Origin of the sequence: Mycobacterium triplex, assembly GCF_000689255.1 — a bacterium.
Classification (GTDB): Bacteria; Actinomycetota; Actinomycetes; order Mycobacteriales; family Mycobacteriaceae; genus Mycobacterium; species Mycobacterium triplex.
Window position 1 is genome coordinate 2,963,937 of the sequence record NZ_HG964446.1, and the last position, 17,044, is coordinate 2,980,980.

Consider the following 17,044-nt stretch of genomic DNA (forward strand, 5'->3'; position numbering starts at 1 on the left):
GGAGAGCCCGTGCCGGCCGGCAGTGATTTCGACGAGTTGCTGGCGGTCCTGGACCTCAATCGCGTGGGTGACGACCTGTTCCTCGGGTCCCATCCCAGCAAGAACCCGATGCGGACCTTCGGCGGGCAGCTGATGGCGCAATCGTTCGTCGCGGGTAGCCGCAGCCTGGTCCGCGGCGATCTGCCGCCCAGCGCGCTCTCGGTGCACTTCATCAACGGCGGCGACACGACCAAGGACATCGAATTCCACGTCTGCCGGTTGCGCGACGAGCGGCGCTTCGCCAACCGCCGCGTCGACGCCGTGCAGGACGGGGTGTTGTTGTCCTCGGCGATGATCGCCTACATGTCCGGCGGGCGCGGCCTCGAGCACGCCGTCGAGCCGCCACAGGTGGGCGAGGCCCACGACCAGCCGCCGCTGCGCGATCTGTTGCGCGGCTACGAGGAAACCGTTCCGCACTTCGTCAACGCGCTGCAGCCGATCGAATGGCGCTATACCAACGATCCGGCGTGGGTGATGCGGGACAAGGGTGAGCGGCTACCGCACAACCGGGTGTGGCTCAAGGCGCTGGGGCCGGTGCCCGACGATCCGGTGCTGCACACCGCGACGATGGTGTACTCCTCGGACACCACGGTGCTGGATTCGGTCATCACCACCCACGGGTTGTCGTGGGGTTTCGACCGCATTTTCGCCGCGTCGGCCAATCATTCGGTGTGGTTTCACCGGCAGGTCGACTTCAACGACTGGGTGCTGTATTCGACATCGTCGCCGGTGGCCGCCGATTCCCGCGGGCTGGGCACCGGCCATTTCTTCGATGGCACCGGCCAAATCGTCGCCACCGTGGTGCAAGAAGGTGTGTTGAAATACTTTCCGCCGTCCGGCCGATAACGGTTATCGAATAGTTACCGGACACCGGTCCGATTTCGGTTCTGCCGGGCCGCAATCGGGCGTAACTTCGAATGAGCCGGGTATTCGATGGGACAAGCACTACGCCCATCGGGAGGTGACGCATGAAGGGCCCGTCGGCAGATCTCCTTCCTAAACTGCGCGCGCGCGAACGCGTTGTGGTTCCCGTCGATTCGCTTGCGGCGCGCTGCGTCGGCGCCTTGGCATTGCTGTGCGCGGCGTGCTGGCTGGTCGCCGTCGTCGCCCACCACCGCTATCAGCCGCAATGGCATTACGCCGATCGGCTGGGCTGGTCGTTGACGGTGCTGGCCGCGGTGGCGTTGATCGCCCGCGGCATATTCCTGGGGCGCCCCGTGACGACCATGCACGCGGGAGCGGCTGCCCTGTGTGTATTGGCGGGGCTGGGCTCACATGTGTTGGGATTCGACCTGTTCGGTGACATGCTGATCGCCGGTTCGGGTTTGGTGTTGATGTGGCCGACGGCCTCGCATCCGCAGCCCGAAAACCTGCCCCGGGCATGGGCTTTGATCAACGCCACCAGCGACGACCCGCTGGCACCGTTCGCGATGCAAACGGGTAAGAGCTATCACTTCACCGCCGCGGGCACCGCGGCGCTGGCCTATCGCACCCGGATGGGCTTCGCGGTGGTCGGCGGCGACCCGATCGGTGACGAGACGCAATTCCCTGAGCTGATCGCCGATTTCGCCTCGATGTGTCACACGCACGGCTGGCGTATCGCGGTGGTCGGGTGCAGCGAGCGCCGGCTCGCGCTGTGGAACGACCGAGCGGTGGTCCGGCAATCGTTGCGAGCCGTACCGATCGGTCGCGACGTCGTCGTCGACGTGGCCGGTTTCGACATGGTCGGGCGCAAGTTCCGCAACCTGCGCCAGGCGGTGCAGCGCACCCACAATGCCGGCATCACCACGGAAATCGTTGCGGAGCAAGAACTCGACGACACGCTGCATGCCGAATTGGCCGACGTGGTGCGCGCCTCCCCCAGCGGGGCGCACACCGACCGCGGGTTCTATATGAACCTCGACGGCGTGCTGGAGGGCCGATTCCCCGGCATCCAGCTGATCATCGCCAGGGACGCCCACGGGCGGGTGCAGGGTTTTCATCGATACGCGACGGCCGGTGGTGGCAGCGATATCACCATGGATGTGCCGTGGCGCCGTCGCGGTGCACCCAACGGGATCGACGAACGGCTCAGCGTCGACATGATCACAGCCGGCAAAGAGGCTGGAGCACAGCGGGTTTCGCTGTCCTTTGCGGCGTTCCCAGAGATCTTCGACGACAAGGACCGCGGCCGTGCGGAGCGAGTGTTCTACCGGTTGATTCATTTGCTCGACCCGTTGATCGCGCTCGAATCGCTGTACCGGTATGTGCACAAGTTTCATGCGCTGGATGCCCGGCGCTACGCGCTGATTTCGCTGACCCAGTTGGTGCCGCTGGTATTCGTGCTGCTGACACTGGAATTCATGCCGCGCCGGCGCCACCTCTGAGGTAGGCGGCTAGCCGATGCGCAGTTCGGGGCAGGGAATGCCTTCGGGTAGGTGGTGAGTGGCCACCACGACCGTCCGCTCGGCGCTCACCAGCCCGGACGTCGGGGCCAGCAGATCCGCCAGCATTCGTTCGGCGTCGCCCGCGTCGAGATGCTCGGTGGGCTCGTCGAGCAGCACGATCCGCGCCGGCGACAGCATCGCCCGGGCCAGCAGCAGCCGGCGGCGCTGACCGGCCGAGACGGCGCGCGCACCGCCGGTCAGCACCGTCGACAGGCCCTCGGGCAGATTGGCGAGCCACTCACCGAGTCCGACCGTATCCAATGCCGCCACCAGTTCGGCGTCCGCGCAGTCGCCCCGGGTGACCAGCAGGTTGTCTCGGACCGTGGTGGCAAAAATGTGTGCGTCCTCGGCGAAAAAGGCGACGGCGCTGGGCAATTCGTGCTCGTCGAAGCTGTCCAGATCGATTCCGTTCAGCATCGCGTGGCCGTCCAAGGGCGGTATCAGCCCGGCAAGGGTCATCAGCAGCGTGGTCTTGCCGGAGCCACTGGCACCGGTGATGGCCAGCCGCGCACCGGGCTCGAGGTCGACCGTCACCCGGTGTGAGAAGGCCCGCGTGTGACCGGAACGGAGGTCGGCCGACAACCGGGCGGTGCCGACCGGAAGTGGTGTCGGCGTGCGGGATTCGGCCGTGGGAAATTCCGGAGCGAGATCGAGCAGACGGCGTGCCGCGATGCGTGAACGGGTCAACTGGATGGCGGCCGCCGGCAGGGGAGTCATCGCCTCGAAGGCGGACAGCGGCAACAGCATCAAGACCGCCAGGGTGGTGGGGGCGACCGCGTGTGCCAGCCCGATCCCGGCCACGACCGCGCCGAGCACACTGGCGCCGATCGCGGCGGTCGGCATGGCTTCGGCCAGCGCGGCCGGTCGGGCGGCCGCGTCCAGCGCATCGCTCCAACGGAGTTGGCGCCGACGCGATTCGGCGATGACGTCGGGCAGGGCGCCGGCGACCCGAAGTTCGGGCGCGTGTTCGAGGGCGATCATCGCGGCCGTGTCGCGCTCGGAATGATGTTGGCGGGCAACTTCTTCCTGGGTGACCGCGGCTTTGCCGGCAAAGCAGTGGCGCCACCACACCGGTGATGAGCAGGCAGAGCGCCAGTACCGTGCCGGCCGCCGGCGAAATGACCCCGACCGCAACGGTTGCCGCCACCGCCAATACCGCGGCGACGCCGATCGGGATCAGCGCCCGCACCAGCACGTCGGCCAGGGCGTCGACGTCGGCGCCCACCCGCGCCACCAATTCGCCGCTGTGCAGCCGGACGGCCACCGCTGCCGGTCCGTCGGCCAGGCGGTGGTAGATCTCCGCTCGCGCAACGCCGGCCGCGCGCAGTGCGGTGTTGTGGGTGGCCAGCCGCTCGCAATAGTGCAGCACGCCGCGCGCGATCGCGAACAAGCGCACCGCGACGACCGCGACGGACAGGTCGAGGATGGGCGGCATCTGCCAGGCCCGCGTGATCAGCCACGCCGACACCCCGGCCAGGGCCAGCGCGCTGCCCAGCGAGAGCACTCCCAACGCGATGGCCGCCAGGATGCGGGGCAGCCGTGGCCGCAACAGGCTCGACGCGGCCAGCAGGGGGTCAGACGCGCGCACAACGCACCTCGCCCTCCGATACCACCTCGACAACGTGGTCTCCGATCGCCACGACCGGCTGCCGGTGCCCGACGACCACGACCGTCGCCCCCGCCCGCGACCGCTCGACAATGGCCCGGAGCACCCGCTGTTCGGTGGCTGCGTCCAGGTGGGCGGTAGGTTCGTCGAGCAGCAGCACCGGGCCGGGCGATCCGAGCGCACGCGCCAGGCCCAGCCGCTGTCGCTGTCCCAGCGACAGCCCCAGGCCGTCGCGTCCCAGCGTGGTGTCCAGCCCGTCCGGCAACTCGGCCAGCACCGCGTCGAATCCCGATGCAGCGCAGGCACTTTCCATGTCGTCCAACTCCCCGAGCAGGGCCAGGTTGTCGCGGACCGTGCCGGGCACGAGCACCGGGCGTTGCGGCAGCCAGGACAGCTGGCGCCACCACGCGCTTTGTTCGAACTCGGTGACGTCGACGCCGTCGACGGTGACCCGACCCGACGACGGCACCGTGAGTCCGGCGATGACCTGCAGGGTGGTGCTCTTGCCGGCGCCGTTGCGTCCGGTCAGCACCGTCACGCGGCCCGGCGGGATCACCGCGGTCAACTCGCACGGCGAATTGCCGTCTCGCCCGGCCACACTCAGGTTCTCCACGCGGATTTCCGCGCCCCGGGCAGCGACGGTTCGGCCGCGCGGCGCCGCCGCGGTGGCTTCACCGATGAGCGCGAACGCCTCGTCGGCGGCGGTCCGACCGTCTTGCGCCGCATGGAATTCCGCGCCGATACGACGCAGTGGCCAGTACACGTCGGGTGCCAGCAGCAGTACCGTCAACCCGGTGGCCAGGCTCATCTCGCCGAACACCAGGGGCAGGCCGATACCGACCGCGATCAGCGCGACACCCAAGGTGGCCAGCAGCTCGAGCACCAGGGCCGACAGGAATGCGATGCGCAGCGTCGCCATCGCCGAGCGCCGATGGGCGGCGGCGAGTTCGGCGATGCGGTGTTCGGGGCCCGCGGCGCGGCCCAGCGCCCGCAGCGTGGGGATGCCGGCGATCAGGTCCAGCAGCCGCCCCTGCAGGGTCGTCATCGCGGCCAGCGCGGCGGCCGATCGCTCGGCCGTCGCCAGCCCGATCAGCACCATGAAAATCGGAATCAGCGGCAGCGTGATCACCACGATCAGCGTCGACTTCAGGTCATACAGCGCGATCACGGCCACCGTCGCCGGAGTCAGGATCGCGGCGACCAGCAGCGTGGGCAGGTAGCCGGTGAAATACGGGCGCAAGCCGTCCAGGCCGCGGGTCACCACGAGCGCGGCCGCATCCCGCTGCGCGGCCAGTTCGTCGGGTTGCCGGGCGGTGACCGCCGCCAGCACCTGGCCGTTGAGATCGGCGATCACCGCGCTGGCGCCCCGTTGACCAAGCCGCGCCTGCAGCCAGTGCGTCACCGTGCGAACGGCCCACAGCATCAACAGGATTGACAGCGGACCCAGCCAGCCCTGCAGGCCGCGGGCCGAGGGATCGGTGATGACCGTCGCGACGATCCTCGCCAGCACGATCGCCGAGCCGATCGCACAGGCGGAGATCACCACTCCGCAGCTCACCGTTGCGGCCAAGTAGCGGCGCAACGCGGTCGACGCCCGCCACAGTCGCGGGTCCAGGGGCGCCCGGGAATTGCGTGTGTTCAGGACGGACGCCTTGCCAGCCCGATCGACGGCGGTATCCGGTCAGCCGAGATCCGTTGCCGGAACACCCAATACGTCCACGCCTGGTACACGACCGTCAGCGGGGCGAAGAAAGCGGTCACCCACGTCATGACCTTGAGCGTGTAGGGCGTCGACGATGCGTTATAGATCGTCAGGCTCCACTGCGTGTTCAGGGTCGAGGGCACCAAATTCGGATACAGCACACCGAACAACAAGATCACCACCGACGCGACGACCAGCGCCGTGCTCGCGAACGCCCAGCCGTCGGAGGCGCGACTCCACACCGACGCCACCGCGCCAAGCTGCGCGACGACCGCCACCGCCAGCACCAGCCAGGTCCAGTCCTTCCCATGCGCCAGTTGCGTCCAAAGTCCAAAGACCCCAACCAGTCCCGTGACCGGCAGCGACAGCTGCCTGGCAAACCGGTGCGCGTCGTCGCGAATCGCGCCGGAGGTCTTCAACGCGACGAACACCGCGCCGTAGAACAAGAACAGCCCGGCTGTCGCCAAACCGCCCAGCAGCGTGTAGGCGTTGAGTACGTCGCCGATCGAGAGATGAATGTGGCCGCGGGCGTCCACCGGCAGACCCCGTACCAGGATCGCGAACGCCACACCCCACAACACCGCGGGCAGCCAGGACCCGGCCGCAATCCCGAAATCGGCCAGGGCGCGCCATTTTGTGTCGTCGATCTTGCCGCGCCATTCGATGGCCACGGCGCGCACGATCATGCCGAACAGAATCGCGAGCAGCGGCAGATACAGCGTCGAGAACACGCTCGCATACCAGCCGGGAAACGCGGCGAACATCCCGGCACCGGCGGTGATCAACCAGACCTCGTTGCCGTCCCATACCGGGCCGATGGTGTTCAGCGCGGTGCGCCGGTGGACTTCCGGATCGCCGGTGCCGACACGAGCGAACGGTTCCATCAGCATGCCCACGCCGAAGTCGAAGCCCTCCAGGATGAAAAAGCCCAGGAACAGCACGGCAATGATGCCGAACCACAACTCTTGCAGCGCCATTGGTTAACTCCTTCCCGGGTCAGTAGGCGAACGACAGCGGGGCGACTTCGTCTTCGCCGGGTACCTTCGGCGGTGCGGGTTCCGCGTCGTGTTCCAACGGTCCCTCGGCGATGTAGCGCTTCAGCAGAAAGAACCAGATGACCGCGAGCACCGCGTAGACCAAAGTGAACGTCACCAGCGAGGTCACCACCATGCCCGACGTGTGATCCGACACACCCTGGCTGACCGTCAGCCGCACTTGCTGGTCGCCGGTCGGGTTCGGCACCACAAGCCATGGCTGCCGGCCCATTTCGGTGAACACCCAGCCGGCACTGTTGGCCAGGAACGGCGTGGGGATGGTCAGGAGCGCGAACCAGGAAAACCACGATTGGGTCGGGGTGCGACCGCCGCGAGTCAGCCACAAGGTGGCCAGCGCGAACAGCACCGGGACGGCCATCAACCCGATCATCATCCGGAACGACCAATAGGTGACGAACAGGTTGGGCCGGTAGTCATTTGGCCCGAACTTGTGTTCCGAGTCTTGCTGGATATCGCGCACGCCGTGCAACGTCACACCGGTGAATTTGCTTTCGGCGAGGAACGGCAGGACGTAGGGCACCTCGATGACGCGGGTGATGCTGTCGCAGTTGTTGTGTGTACCGACCGTCAGGATGGAGAAGTCCGGATCGGTCTCGGTGTCGCACAACGATTCCGCCGACGCCATTTTCATCGGCTGCTGCTGGAACATCAGCTTGCCCTGTTGGTCGCCGGTGAAGAACAGCCCGACGGTGGCGAACAGCGCCACCCAACACCCCAGCACGGCCGCCGGGCGAAACACCGTGTCGAGGTCGACGTTCGAGGTCTTTTTCGCGCGGACCAGCCACCAGGCGCTCACGGCGGCGACGAAGGTGGCCGCGGTCAGCAGCGAACCGTTGACCGCATGTGAAAACGCCGCTCGCGCAGTGTTATTGGACAGTAACGCCGCGATGCTGTCCAACTCGGCGCGACGGGTCGCGGGGTTGTAGTGTGCGCCGACCGGATGCTGCATGAACGAATTCGCCGAGATGATGAAGAACGCCGACACGTTGACCGAGATGGCGACGACCCAAATGCAGGCCAGGTGCACCAACCGCGGCAGCCTGCTCCAGCCGAAGATCCACAGCCCGAGGAAGGTGGATTCGAAGAAGAACGCGGCCAGGCCTTCCATCGCGAGTGGGGCGCCGAAGATGTCGCCGACGAACCGCGAGTACTCACTCCAGTTCATGCCGAACTGGAATTCCTGCACGATTCCGGTGGCCACCCCGATCGCGAAATTGATCAGGAAGAGCTTTCCGAAGAATTTGGTCAGGCGATACCAGGCGGTGTTGCCGGTGGCCACCCACGCGGTCTGCATGACCGCGACCAACGGGGCCAGGCCGATCGTGAGCGGCACAAAGATGAAGTGGTAGACGGTGGTGATACCGAACTGCCACCGCGAAATGTCGACGACATTCATCGGTCAGCTCCCGTGACTGCAGCGTTCTACGACACAGTGTAGTAGTTAGGCGCTGGTGACGCCATTCCCGGGTTCTTTGCAGGCCTTACGGATCCCGAACGACGCGATGACCTCCAGGACGCCGATGACGGCAAGCCAAATGCCGACGACGATCGCCAGGGTGATGATCGACGCGAACGGTGACGCCAGCACGACAACGCCGGCTATCAATGTGATCGCGCCGAGGAAAATCGCCCAGCCGCGCCCCGGCAGCGCCGGATCGCTGATCGCGGAAACCGTTGTGGCAACGCCACGGAAGATGAATCCGATGCCAACCCAGATGGCCAGCAACAGCACCGCGTAGCCCTGACCGAAGTGGCGAAATGCCAGCACGGCCAGGATCAGCGACGCGGCGCCGCTGATGAACAGCAAAATGCGACTGCCCGCCGAAACATGCAGGCTGAATGCGAATACGACTTGGGCGACACCGGTGATCAACAGATAGACACCGAAGGCGATCGCGGCGGCCAGCACGGAGATACCCGGCCACGCGAGCACCAATACGCCGACGATCAGCGTCAGGATTCCCGATGCCAGTGTGGATTTCCAGAGATGCGGCAACATGGTTGGAACTTCGCGGGGCTGCATAACCTCACTGTGGCACAACGATGCGGCCGAGAATAGGGGCTTTAGACCGTGGCGTCGTGGGCCGTTCGGGGTGTCTCGGTGGCCATGTCAGCGGCTTCGGCGGGTGCCGGCTTGCGCCCGATCAGGTACCAGGTGTGCATCACACCTTTGCCCTTGACCTCGATGCGGCCGCGCTCCCGCAGCACGAACTCGTCCTTCAGGCGCGCGTAAACGTCCTCGGGCACTTGAATCTGTCCCACGGAGTCGGTCGATTCCATCCGGGCCGCGACATTGACCGCGTCACCCCACACGTCGTAGAAGAAACGCCGCGAGCCCACGACGCCCGCGACCACGGTGCCCGTCGCAAAGCCGACCCGTAGGGGTACCGAGAGGCCTTGTGCGTCTTTGAGTTTCGCGGCGGCAGCGACCATGTCGAGGGCAAAGTCGGCCAGTGCGTGTACGTGATCGGGCCGGGGCCGGGGGACTCCACTGACGACCATGTAGGAGTCCCCGCTGACTTTGATCTTCTCCAGTCCGTGCTTGTCGACCAGTTCGTCGAAGGTGCTGTAGACGCGGTCCAGGAATTTCACGAGGTCACAGGGCGCGGTCGAGCTTGCGCGCTCGGTGAAGCCGACCATGTCGGCGAACAGCACCGAGGCTTCTTCGTATCGGTCGGCGATGACGTCGCGCTCGGGTTCTTTGAGCCGGTCGGCGACGCTGGCCGGCAACATATTGCCCAGCAGTGCTTCGGAGCGCTCGTGTTCGGCCTCCATGACGGCCTCGGCGCGCTCGGTGTCACGCAGCGCGAACCACACCGTCACCACCACCATCGCAAACGCCGAGACGGTGGTGATGATGAAGCTCATCGTGATCGCCCACGGCGGTTCCAGGCCGGTGGAGTTGGGGACCAGGAATTGCAGGGTGACGACCAGTGCGACGCCGAGTGCGGCCAGCAGCGCCGCAAGGCCGATACGCTCGATGCCGAGCTGCAACACCACCAGGCTGGCGATTGTCACGAGGAAGTACTGCACGCCGCCGCCGGTGCCCACTTCCCAACAGGTCACGAAGACTGCCGTGTACGCAGTGACGATAAAGGTAAGCGGCGCAACCAATTCGCCGAATCGATGCAGCCACGGCACCAACGCGAAGGTCACACCGGTAAACAGGTTGACTATCTGGATGGGGTAGGCCCCGGGCCCCGACCAGAAGCCGAGCACGGCGAATACCAGGCACACCACCACGCCCATCAAGGCGTTGATGTTGAGGACCCTGACCCGGCGGGCGTGACTGTCGGCGTAGTGGTCGTTGCGGGCGCGATTTTTGGCCCGCACCGCCTCTTTACAGTCCGGGCGTGTCGCGCCATCCGGCCGACTTGGTGGGGCACCACATTTTCTAGCCGCCACGTTCAGAGCGTAACCGCTGAATCCGCATATACCCAGCGTGGCGGTGAAGTCGTGGGATCGCTAGGACGCCCCGGGGCCCCCGGCCGGCGGTGAACCCCGCAACCGGATGTGCTTGTCACGGAGGCGACCGGATCGGTGGCCACTGGGTAGCTTCGTCGGCAATCCGGGCAGGTGGGCGATGTGCACCCAGCCGCCGCTGGTTTGGACCACGACCGGCATGGACGCCATGGTGGCCGATACTTGGGCCTCGCGCTTTGCCTGCTCCCGGGCGATGAACAGCACATCGAGCGGATACCACAGACCGACCCATGCCACCACCAGGAAGACACCGTTGCCGAGTAGTTCGCCCGCGAGTTCGCCGACCATCGGGCGAGTGAAAAGGTACGACAGCGCGATTCCGATCACGAACAGCGCCGAGCCGCTGATCAGCGACCGCATGCCCTGCCGCCAGATCAGGTCGTGCTGCCGGTTGGCGCGGCGTTCGGATAACTCGCCGTAGCGGCGGACCGATGCCACCAGGTTCGCGGCCGTTTCCTCCGTGCATTCGCCGGCGATGTCCAGCACGATGCGCTGGATGCGGGATTGTTTGCGCTGGGCGAGTAGTCGTTCGACGAGTTCGTCGATGCCACTGTCGATTCGGCGCGCACCGGAGAGCAGGGCACGCTGGTCTACGGCGAACAGGTCGCTGGGGTCATCCAATTCAATGACGATGTCCGCCAACGGTTCTTGTCGATCGCGTCGTAGTTTCACACCACAACCTCCCGCCCGACAAGACGCCGCTTCGCGCGGCATCCCCGAATACTACTGAGGTCGGCATGTGTAACTGGCGGATTCGTCGAATGCGTTGGTGTACAGGCGGTCTCAGTTGGCGGCCACCGGCCGCGGAAATGACTATCCACCCCTCCGCGGAGGGGTGGATAGAGCCGAGCCACTTAGATCGCGATGCAGGACCCGCCGGGAAGGCAGAAGCTTCCGCATCCCGAAGTGGTGAGCGGGGTGAGCACGATAACGAAGGCAACGAAAATTTTGCTGACACGCGACACGACGAACTCCACTCTGTGAGACTGGCAAAGCGTGCTTACTGTACGTCTGTCAAACAAGCCGAAAACGTGTCGCGAACCAACCGTGTTGTATTCGGGATTGCCGCGTTATTGCCGCGTTGCCGAAACGCGATCCGGCACCCGGTTTGCGCCGGGCCGGGCGCGGTGCCCTCGGTGAGATTCGAACTCACACTGGACGGGTTTTGAATCCGTTTCCTCTGCCAGTTGGGATACGAGGGCTCTACTTGTTATTTACCTTAAGCGGCCTCCCACCATAGAGGATCGGTGTGGGCATCCGCTCTCACTGCCCCCGATGTCGCTGGTCGTCGCGATCCACGAGAGAATGTTCGTCATGACAGGCCCCACGACCGACACCGACGCCGCTGTGCCGCGCCGGGTCCTGATCGCGGAAGACGAAGCGCTGATCCGTATGGACTTGGCCGAGATGCTGCGAGAGGAGGGGTACGACATTGTCGGCGAGGCAGGCGATGGCCAGGAAGCCGTCGAACTCGCCGAGCGGCATAAGCCCGACCTCGTGATCATGGACGTGAAGATGCCGCGCCGTGACGGCATCGACGCGGCCTCGGAGATAGCCAGCAAACGCATCGCGCCGATTGTCGTGCTGACCGCGTTCAGCCAGCGCGACCTGGTCGAGCGGGCGCGAGATGCCGGGGCGATGGCGTACCTGGTGAAGCCGTTCACGATCAGCGACCTGATTCCGGCCATTGAGTTGGCCGTCAGCCGATTCGGCGAGATCACCGCGCTGGAACGTGAAGTCGCGACGTTGTCCGACCGGCTGGAGACCCGCAAGGTCGTCGAACGCGCCAAGGGGCTGCTGCAGTCCAAGCAGGGCATGACCGAGCCCGAGGCGTTCAAGTGGATCCAGCGCGCCGCCATGGATCGCCGGACCACGATGAAACGCGTGGCCGAGGTCGTGCTGGAAACCCTCGGCGGCGAGTCCGACGAGGCGTCCGGCTAGTTGTCGCGCCCCGCCCGCCGCATTGAGTGTGCGGTGACGGCCTGGAGTGTGCGGTCAGGCTGGCGACACGCCGTGGCACCAATCCGTGAGCGCACACCGAAAGCCGTGAACGCACACGCAACGAGGCTTGCGCCTTAGCGGGCCACGATCACCGACGAACCGTGGCCGAACAGGCCCTGATTCGCGGTGACGCCGACCGTGGCGTTCTCCACCTGCCGGCCGGTCGCCCGGCCCCGCAGCTGCCAGGTCAGCTCACAGACCTGAGCGATCGCCTGCGCGGGGATGGCCTCGCCGAAGCACGCCAGGCCGCCGGAGGGATTCACCGGCACCTTGCCGCCGATCGCGGTGGCGCCGCTGCGCAGCAACTGCTCGGCTTCGCCCTTGGGACACAACCCCAGGTGCTCATACCAGTCCAGTTCCAGCGCCGTCGACAGGTCGTAGACCTCGGCCAGGCTCACGTCCTCGGGCCCGATGCCGGCTTCGGCATAGGCCGCATCGAGAATCTGATCCTTGAAGACCCGGTCTGGCCCCGGTACCACCGCGGTGGAATCCGTTGCGATATCCGGCAATTCGGGCAGATGCTGCGGATACTGCGGCGTGACCGTGCTGACCGCACGCACCGAGGGCACACCGTCGAGCGAGCCGAGGTGCTTACGGGTGAACTCCGCACTGGCCACGATCAGCGCCGCGGCACCGTCGGAGGTGGCGCAGATGTCGAGCTGCCGCAACGGATCTGAGACGACCGGGCTGGCCAGCACGTCCTCGACCGAAGACTCCTTGCGGTAGCGGGCATTCGGGTTCTGCAGCCCGTGCTGGGAGTTCTTGACCTTCACCTGGGCGAAGTCCTCCGACGTCGCCCCGTACAGGTCCATCCGTCGGCGCGCCAGCAACGCGAAGTACACCGGGTTCATCGCGCCGATCAGGTGGAACCGCTGCCAGTCCGGGTCGTTCTTGCGTTCTCCGCCGACCGGGGCGAACGCGCCCTTCGGTGTGGTGTCGGCGCCGATGACCAGCGCGACGTCGCAGAACCCGGCCAGAATGTGGGCCCGGGCGCTCTGCAGTGCCTGCGAACCGCTGGCGCAGGCGGCGTAACTGGAGCTGACCGGTACGCCGTTCCAGCCGAGCTTCTGCGCGAACGTCGACCCGGCGATGAAGCCGGGGTAGCCGTTGCGGATCGTGTCGGCGCCGGCGACCAGCTGGATCTGTCGCCAGTCCAGCCCCGCCTCGGCCAGCGCGGCGCGCGCGGCGACGACGCCGTATTCGGTGAAGTCGCGGCCCCATTTGCCCCAGGGATGCATCCCGGCGCCCAGGATGTACAGCGGTGCGGGTGTACTCATTTGACGATCCTCCAGGCGTGCACGATGCGCTCGATGCCGTCGTCGTCGGTGAACAGCGGCATCGTGGTCAGCTCCATCTCCATGCCGACCTTCAGGTCGGCGGCCAGCGTGCCCTCGACCACCTTGCCCAGCACGATGATTCCCTCGTCGGCCAGCTCCACCGCGGCGATCGCGAACGGCTCGAACGGGTCGGCCGCGGGGTAGGGCGCGGGCGGGGGATACCGGTTTTCGGTGTAGCTCCACAGCTTTCCCCGGGTCGACAACGCGACGGACTTCAGGGTGTCGCTGGCGCACGCCGGGTTGGGGCAGTTGTTCTGCCCCCCCGAATCAACGGGCGGGAAAACATACGTTCCGCACTCGGGGCACTTGCTGCCGATCAGATGGGGATTTCCGGCGTCATCGGTGGCGAACCACCCGTCGATCGCGGCTTGTGTACTGGTCACCTCTGGCACTCGGCCAGACTACCCAGCTCAAACACAAAACTGAAACGTGTTGCAGTTCTGCCGGGGCCGCAGGGTCGTCACACCCGGTGCCTAGAGTGAGAGCCGTGCCCGCCGCCACAGAGGAACAAACCAAGCCGACGCTGATGTTGTTGGACGGCAATTCGCTGGCCTTTCGGGCTTTCTATGCGCTGCCCGCGGAGAACTTCAAGACCCGCGGCGGCCTGACCACCAACGCGGTCTACGGCTTCACCGCCATGCTGATCAACCTGCTGCGCGACGAGGCGCCGACGCACGTCGCCGCGGCGTTCGACGTCTCGCGCCAGACGTTTCGGCTGGAGCGCTACCCGGAGTACAAGGCCGGCCGGTCGGAAACCCCCGACGAGTTCCGCGGGCAGATCGACATCACCAAGGAGGTGCTGGGCGCGCTGGGCATCACGGTGCTCGCCGAGCCCGGATTCGAAGCCGACGACCTGATCGCGACGCTGGCTACCCAGGCCGAGAACGAGGGCTACCGGGTGCTGGTGGTCACCGGCGACCGCGACTCCCTGCAATTGGTCAGCGACGACGTGACGGTGCTGTACCCGCGCAAGGGCGTCAGCGAACTGACCCGATTCACCCCGGACGCCGTCGTCGAGAAGTACGGGCTGACGCCCGCGCAATACCCCGACTTCGCCGCGCTGCGCGGCGACCCCAGCGACAACCTGCCCGGAATTCCGGGCGTGGGGGAGAAGACCGCGTCCAAGTGGATCGTCGAGTACGGGTCGCTGCAGGGCCTGGTCGACAACGTCGACTCGGTGCGCGGCAAGGTCGGCGATGCGCTGCGGGCCCATTTGCCCAACGTCATCCGCAACCGCGAGCTCACCGACCTCGTCAAAGACGTGCCGCTGGCCCAAACCCCCGACACGCTGCGGATGCTGCCGTGGGATCGCGACCAGATCCACCGGCTCTTCGACGACCTCGAGTTTCGCGTGCTGCGCGACCGGCTGTTCGACACCCTGGCCGCCGTCGAGCCCGAGGTGGACGAGGGATTCGACGTCCGGGGCGGCGCGCTGGAGGCCGGGCAGCTGGCGGTGTGGCTGGCCGAACACAGCTCGGGCAAACGGTTCGGCCTGGCCGTCGTCGGCACCCACCTCGCGTACGACGCCGACGCCACCGCGCTGGCCATCGTTTCCTCCGACGGCGAGGGCCGCTACATCGACACCTCGGCGCTGGATCCCGACGACGAGGCGGCGCTCGCGTCCTGGCTGGCCGACCCCGGTCCGCCCAAGGCGCTGCACGAAGCCAAGCTGGCGATGCACGACCTGGCCGGGCGGGGCTGGACACTGAACGGCGTCACCTCCGACACCGCCCTGGCCGCCTACCTGGTGCGGCCCGGGCAGCGCAGCTTCGCCCTCGACGACCTCTCGCTGCGCTATCTGCGCCGCGAGCTGCGCGCCGAAACTGCTGAGCAGCAACAGCTTTCGCTCCTCGACGATTCCGACGGAGTCGACGACCAGGCGGTGCAGACGCTGATCCTGCGCGCCGTGGCGGTGTTGGACCTGGCCGACGCGCTGGACGAGGAGCTGGCCCGCATCAACTCCACGTCGCTGTTGGACGGCATGGAGCTGCCGGTGCAGCGGGTGCTGGCCGGCATGGAGCACGCCGGCATCGCGGTCGACATGGGCCAACTGTCCGAGCTGCAAAGCGATTTCGCGGCCCAGATCCGCGACGCCGCCGAGGCGGCCTACGAGGTGATCGGCAAACAGATCAACCTGGGCTCGCCAAAACAGTTGCAGACGGTGCTCTTCGACGAGCTGGGCATGCCGAAGACCAAACGCACCAAGACCGGCTACACCACCGACGCGGACGCCCTGCAGTCGCTGTTCGACAAGACCGGCCATCCGTTCCTGCAGCATCTGCTGGCCCACCGCGATGCCACCCGGCTCAAGGTCACCGTCGACGGGCTGCTGAATTCGGTGGCCTCCGACGGGCGTATCCACACCACGTTCAACCAGACCATCGCCGCGACGGGTCGCTTGTCGTCGACCGAGCCGAATCTGCAGAACATTCCGATCCGCACCGAGGCCGGCCGGCGCATCCGCGACGCGTTCGTGGTCGGCGACGGGTATGCCGAGCTGATGACAGCCGACTACAGCCAGATCGAGATGCGGATCATGGCGCATCTGTCCGGCGACGACGGGCTGATCGAGGCGTTCAACACCGGCGAAGACCTGCACTCGTTCGTCGCGTCCCGGGCATTCGGGGTGCCGATCGAGGAGGTCACCGCCGAACTGCGCCGCCGGGTGAAGGCGATGTCCTACGGCCTGGCCTACGGATTGAGCGCCTACGGATTGGCCGCCCAGCTGAAAATCTCCACCGAAGAGGCCAAAGAGCAGATGGACCAGTACTTCGCCCGGTTCGGCGGCATCCGCGACTACCTGCGCGACGTCGTCGAACAGGCCCGCAAGGACGGTTACACCTCCACGGTGTTCGGCCGCCGGCGCTATCTGCCCGAGCTGGACAGCAGCAACCGCAACGTCCGTGAGGCCGCCGAGCGGGCGGCGCTCAACGCGCCCATCCAGGGTTCCGCGGCCGACATCATCAAGGTGGCGATGATCGAGGTCGACAAGGCCATCAAGGAGGCCGGACTGAAGTCGCGGATGTTGCTGCAGGTCCACGACGAATTGCTGTTCGAAATCGCCCCCGGCGAGCGCGAGCAGGTCGAGGCGCTGGCCCGCGACAAGATGGGCTCCGCCTACCCGTTGGATGTCCCGCTCGAGGTGTCCGTCGGTTACGGCCGCTCCTGGGACCGCGCCGCGCATTAGCTAAACAATCGGGGCGGTGCCGCGCATTGGCCGGGTGCGGGCATTTGCCCCCAACCGCAGGCCCGGCCCTTTTCGCGGCCGGTACGATGACAACACTCGACCTCAAATTCCGGGTTGCGCCAAGGCCGCGGCGGGTCGAATATTGGGCGTGGCGTACGAGGCGCGCCGGGCGAGTTTGTCCAGCGTGCGCCCTGTCGAGTAGCCTTAT

The 17,044-nt window shown here is 66.5% G+C and carries 12 protein-coding genes, 1 tRNA gene and 1 pseudogene; 4 read left to right on the forward strand and 10 right to left on the reverse strand.

The window, feature by feature from the left end:
- The first annotated feature begins 9 nt into the window (after window positions 1–9).
- Both BN973_RS13825 and BN973_RS13830 read left to right on the forward strand, forming a co-directional pair.
- Window positions 10–885 (forward strand): acyl-CoA thioesterase II, encoded by an 876-nt coding sequence (locus BN973_RS13825; protein WP_036468838.1) that lies wholly within the window; start codon window positions 10–12, stop codon window positions 883–885.
- A 122-nt stretch (window positions 886–1,007) separates the two neighbouring features.
- Window positions 1,008–2,405 (forward strand): bifunctional lysylphosphatidylglycerol flippase/synthetase MprF, encoded by a 1,398-nt coding sequence (locus BN973_RS13830; RefSeq protein ID WP_036468840.1) that lies wholly within the window; start codon window positions 1,008–1,010, stop codon window positions 2,403–2,405.
- On the opposite strand, the pseudogene cydC reads toward BN973_RS13830, so the two are convergent.
- The 8 genes and pseudogenes from cydC to BN973_RS13870 all read right to left on the reverse strand — a co-directional run bounded on the left by cydC (window position 2,318) and on the right by BN973_RS13870 (window position 11,513).
- Window positions 2,318–4,053: pseudogene (cydC, locus tag BN973_RS13835) on the reverse strand (thiol reductant ABC exporter subunit CydC). The gene BN973_RS13830 and the pseudogene cydC overlap by 88 nt on opposite strands.
- Complete coding sequence (cydD, locus tag BN973_RS13840; RefSeq protein ID WP_036468842.1) at window positions 4,040–5,653, reverse strand: thiol reductant ABC exporter subunit CydD; 1,614 nt, start codon at window positions 5,651–5,653, stop codon at window positions 4,040–4,042. The pseudogene cydC and the gene cydD overlap by 14 nt, the downstream one beginning before the upstream one ends.
- Before the next feature lie 56 nt (window positions 5,654–5,709).
- A complete protein-coding gene (gene cydB / locus BN973_RS13845) occupies window positions 5,710–6,750 on the reverse strand; it encodes a cytochrome d ubiquinol oxidase subunit II (RefSeq protein ID WP_036468844.1) in 1,041 nt (346 codons plus the stop codon).
- A 19-nt stretch (window positions 6,751–6,769) separates the two neighbouring features.
- Entirely contained in the window at window positions 6,770–8,224 is a 1,455-nt protein-coding gene (locus BN973_RS13850) for a cytochrome ubiquinol oxidase subunit I (protein WP_036468845.1), read from the reverse strand.
- A 45-nt stretch (window positions 8,225–8,269) separates the two neighbouring features.
- Complete coding sequence (locus BN973_RS13855) at window positions 8,270–8,851, reverse strand: HdeD family acid-resistance protein (RefSeq protein WP_407067560.1); 582 nt, start codon at window positions 8,849–8,851, stop codon at window positions 8,270–8,272.
- Window positions 8,852–8,892: 41 nt separating this feature from the next.
- The gene (locus tag BN973_RS13860) at window positions 8,893–10,233 is read right to left on the reverse strand and encodes an adenylate/guanylate cyclase domain-containing protein (RefSeq protein ID WP_036468846.1); all 1,341 of its coding nucleotides are present in this window, start codon (window positions 10,231–10,233) and stop codon (window positions 8,893–8,895) included.
- Window positions 10,234–10,293: 60 nt separating this feature from the next.
- Window positions 10,294–10,932, reverse strand: coding sequence for a hypothetical protein (locus tag BN973_RS13865; RefSeq protein ID WP_198048928.1), 639 nt, complete (start codon window positions 10,930–10,932; stop codon window positions 10,294–10,296).
- A 507-nt stretch (window positions 10,933–11,439) separates the two neighbouring features.
- Window positions 11,440–11,513, reverse strand: a tRNA-Leu gene (locus BN973_RS13870).
- Between the two features lie 112 nt (window positions 11,514–11,625).
- Between BN973_RS13870 and BN973_RS13875 the strand changes: the two genes are divergently transcribed.
- Window positions 11,626–12,252, forward strand: a complete 627-nt coding sequence (locus BN973_RS13875; protein ID WP_139830153.1) for an ANTAR domain-containing response regulator — start codon at window positions 11,626–11,628, stop codon at window positions 12,250–12,252.
- Between the two features lie 134 nt (window positions 12,253–12,386).
- Here the strand turns inward: BN973_RS13875 and BN973_RS13880 are convergent, their stop codons facing one another.
- Together BN973_RS13880 and BN973_RS13885 are read right to left on the reverse strand one after the other, a co-directional pair.
- A complete protein-coding gene (locus BN973_RS13880) occupies window positions 12,387–13,589 on the reverse strand; it encodes a lipid-transfer protein (RefSeq protein ID WP_036468847.1) in 1,203 nt (400 codons plus the stop codon).
- Window positions 13,586–14,041: a Zn-ribbon domain-containing OB-fold protein gene (locus BN973_RS13885; RefSeq protein WP_036468848.1), complete on the reverse strand. Its 456-nt coding sequence runs from the start codon at window positions 14,039–14,041 to the stop codon at window positions 13,586–13,588. Before BN973_RS13885 ends, BN973_RS13880 begins: the two co-directional genes overlap by 4 nt.
- A 134-nt stretch (window positions 14,042–14,175) precedes the next feature.
- Between BN973_RS13885 and polA the strand changes: the two genes are divergently transcribed.
- On the forward strand, window positions 14,176–16,836 hold the full coding sequence (gene polA / locus BN973_RS13890) for a DNA polymerase I (RefSeq protein WP_169718200.1): 2,661 nt from the start codon (window positions 14,176–14,178) through the stop codon (window positions 16,834–16,836).
- The last annotated feature ends 208 nt before the right edge of the window (window positions 16,837–17,044 follow it).

Coding starts and splice junctions, on each gene's coding strand:
- BN973_RS13830 (WP_036468840.1), top strand. CDS start 1,008: ATGAAGGGCCCGTCGGCAGATCTCCTTCCTAAACTGCGCGCGCGCGAA.
- cydB (WP_036468844.1), bottom strand. CDS start 6,750: ATGGCGCTGCAAGAGTTGTGGTTCGGCATCATTGCCGTGCTGTTCCTG.
- BN973_RS13850 (WP_036468845.1), bottom strand. CDS start 8,224: ATGAATGTCGTCGACATTTCGCGGTGGCAGTTCGGTATCACCACCGTC.
- BN973_RS13855 (WP_407067560.1), bottom strand. CDS start 8,851: ATGCAGCCCCGCGAAGTTCCAACCATGTTGCCGCATCTCTGGAAATCC.
- BN973_RS13875 (WP_139830153.1), top strand. CDS start 11,626: ATGACAGGCCCCACGACCGACACCGACGCCGCTGTGCCGCGCCGGGTC.
- BN973_RS13880 (WP_036468847.1), bottom strand. CDS start 13,589: ATGAGTACACCCGCACCGCTGTACATCCTGGGCGCCGGGATGCATCCC.
- polA (WP_169718200.1), top strand. CDS start 14,176: ATGTTGTTGGACGGCAATTCGCTGGCCTTTCGGGCTTTCTATGCGCTG.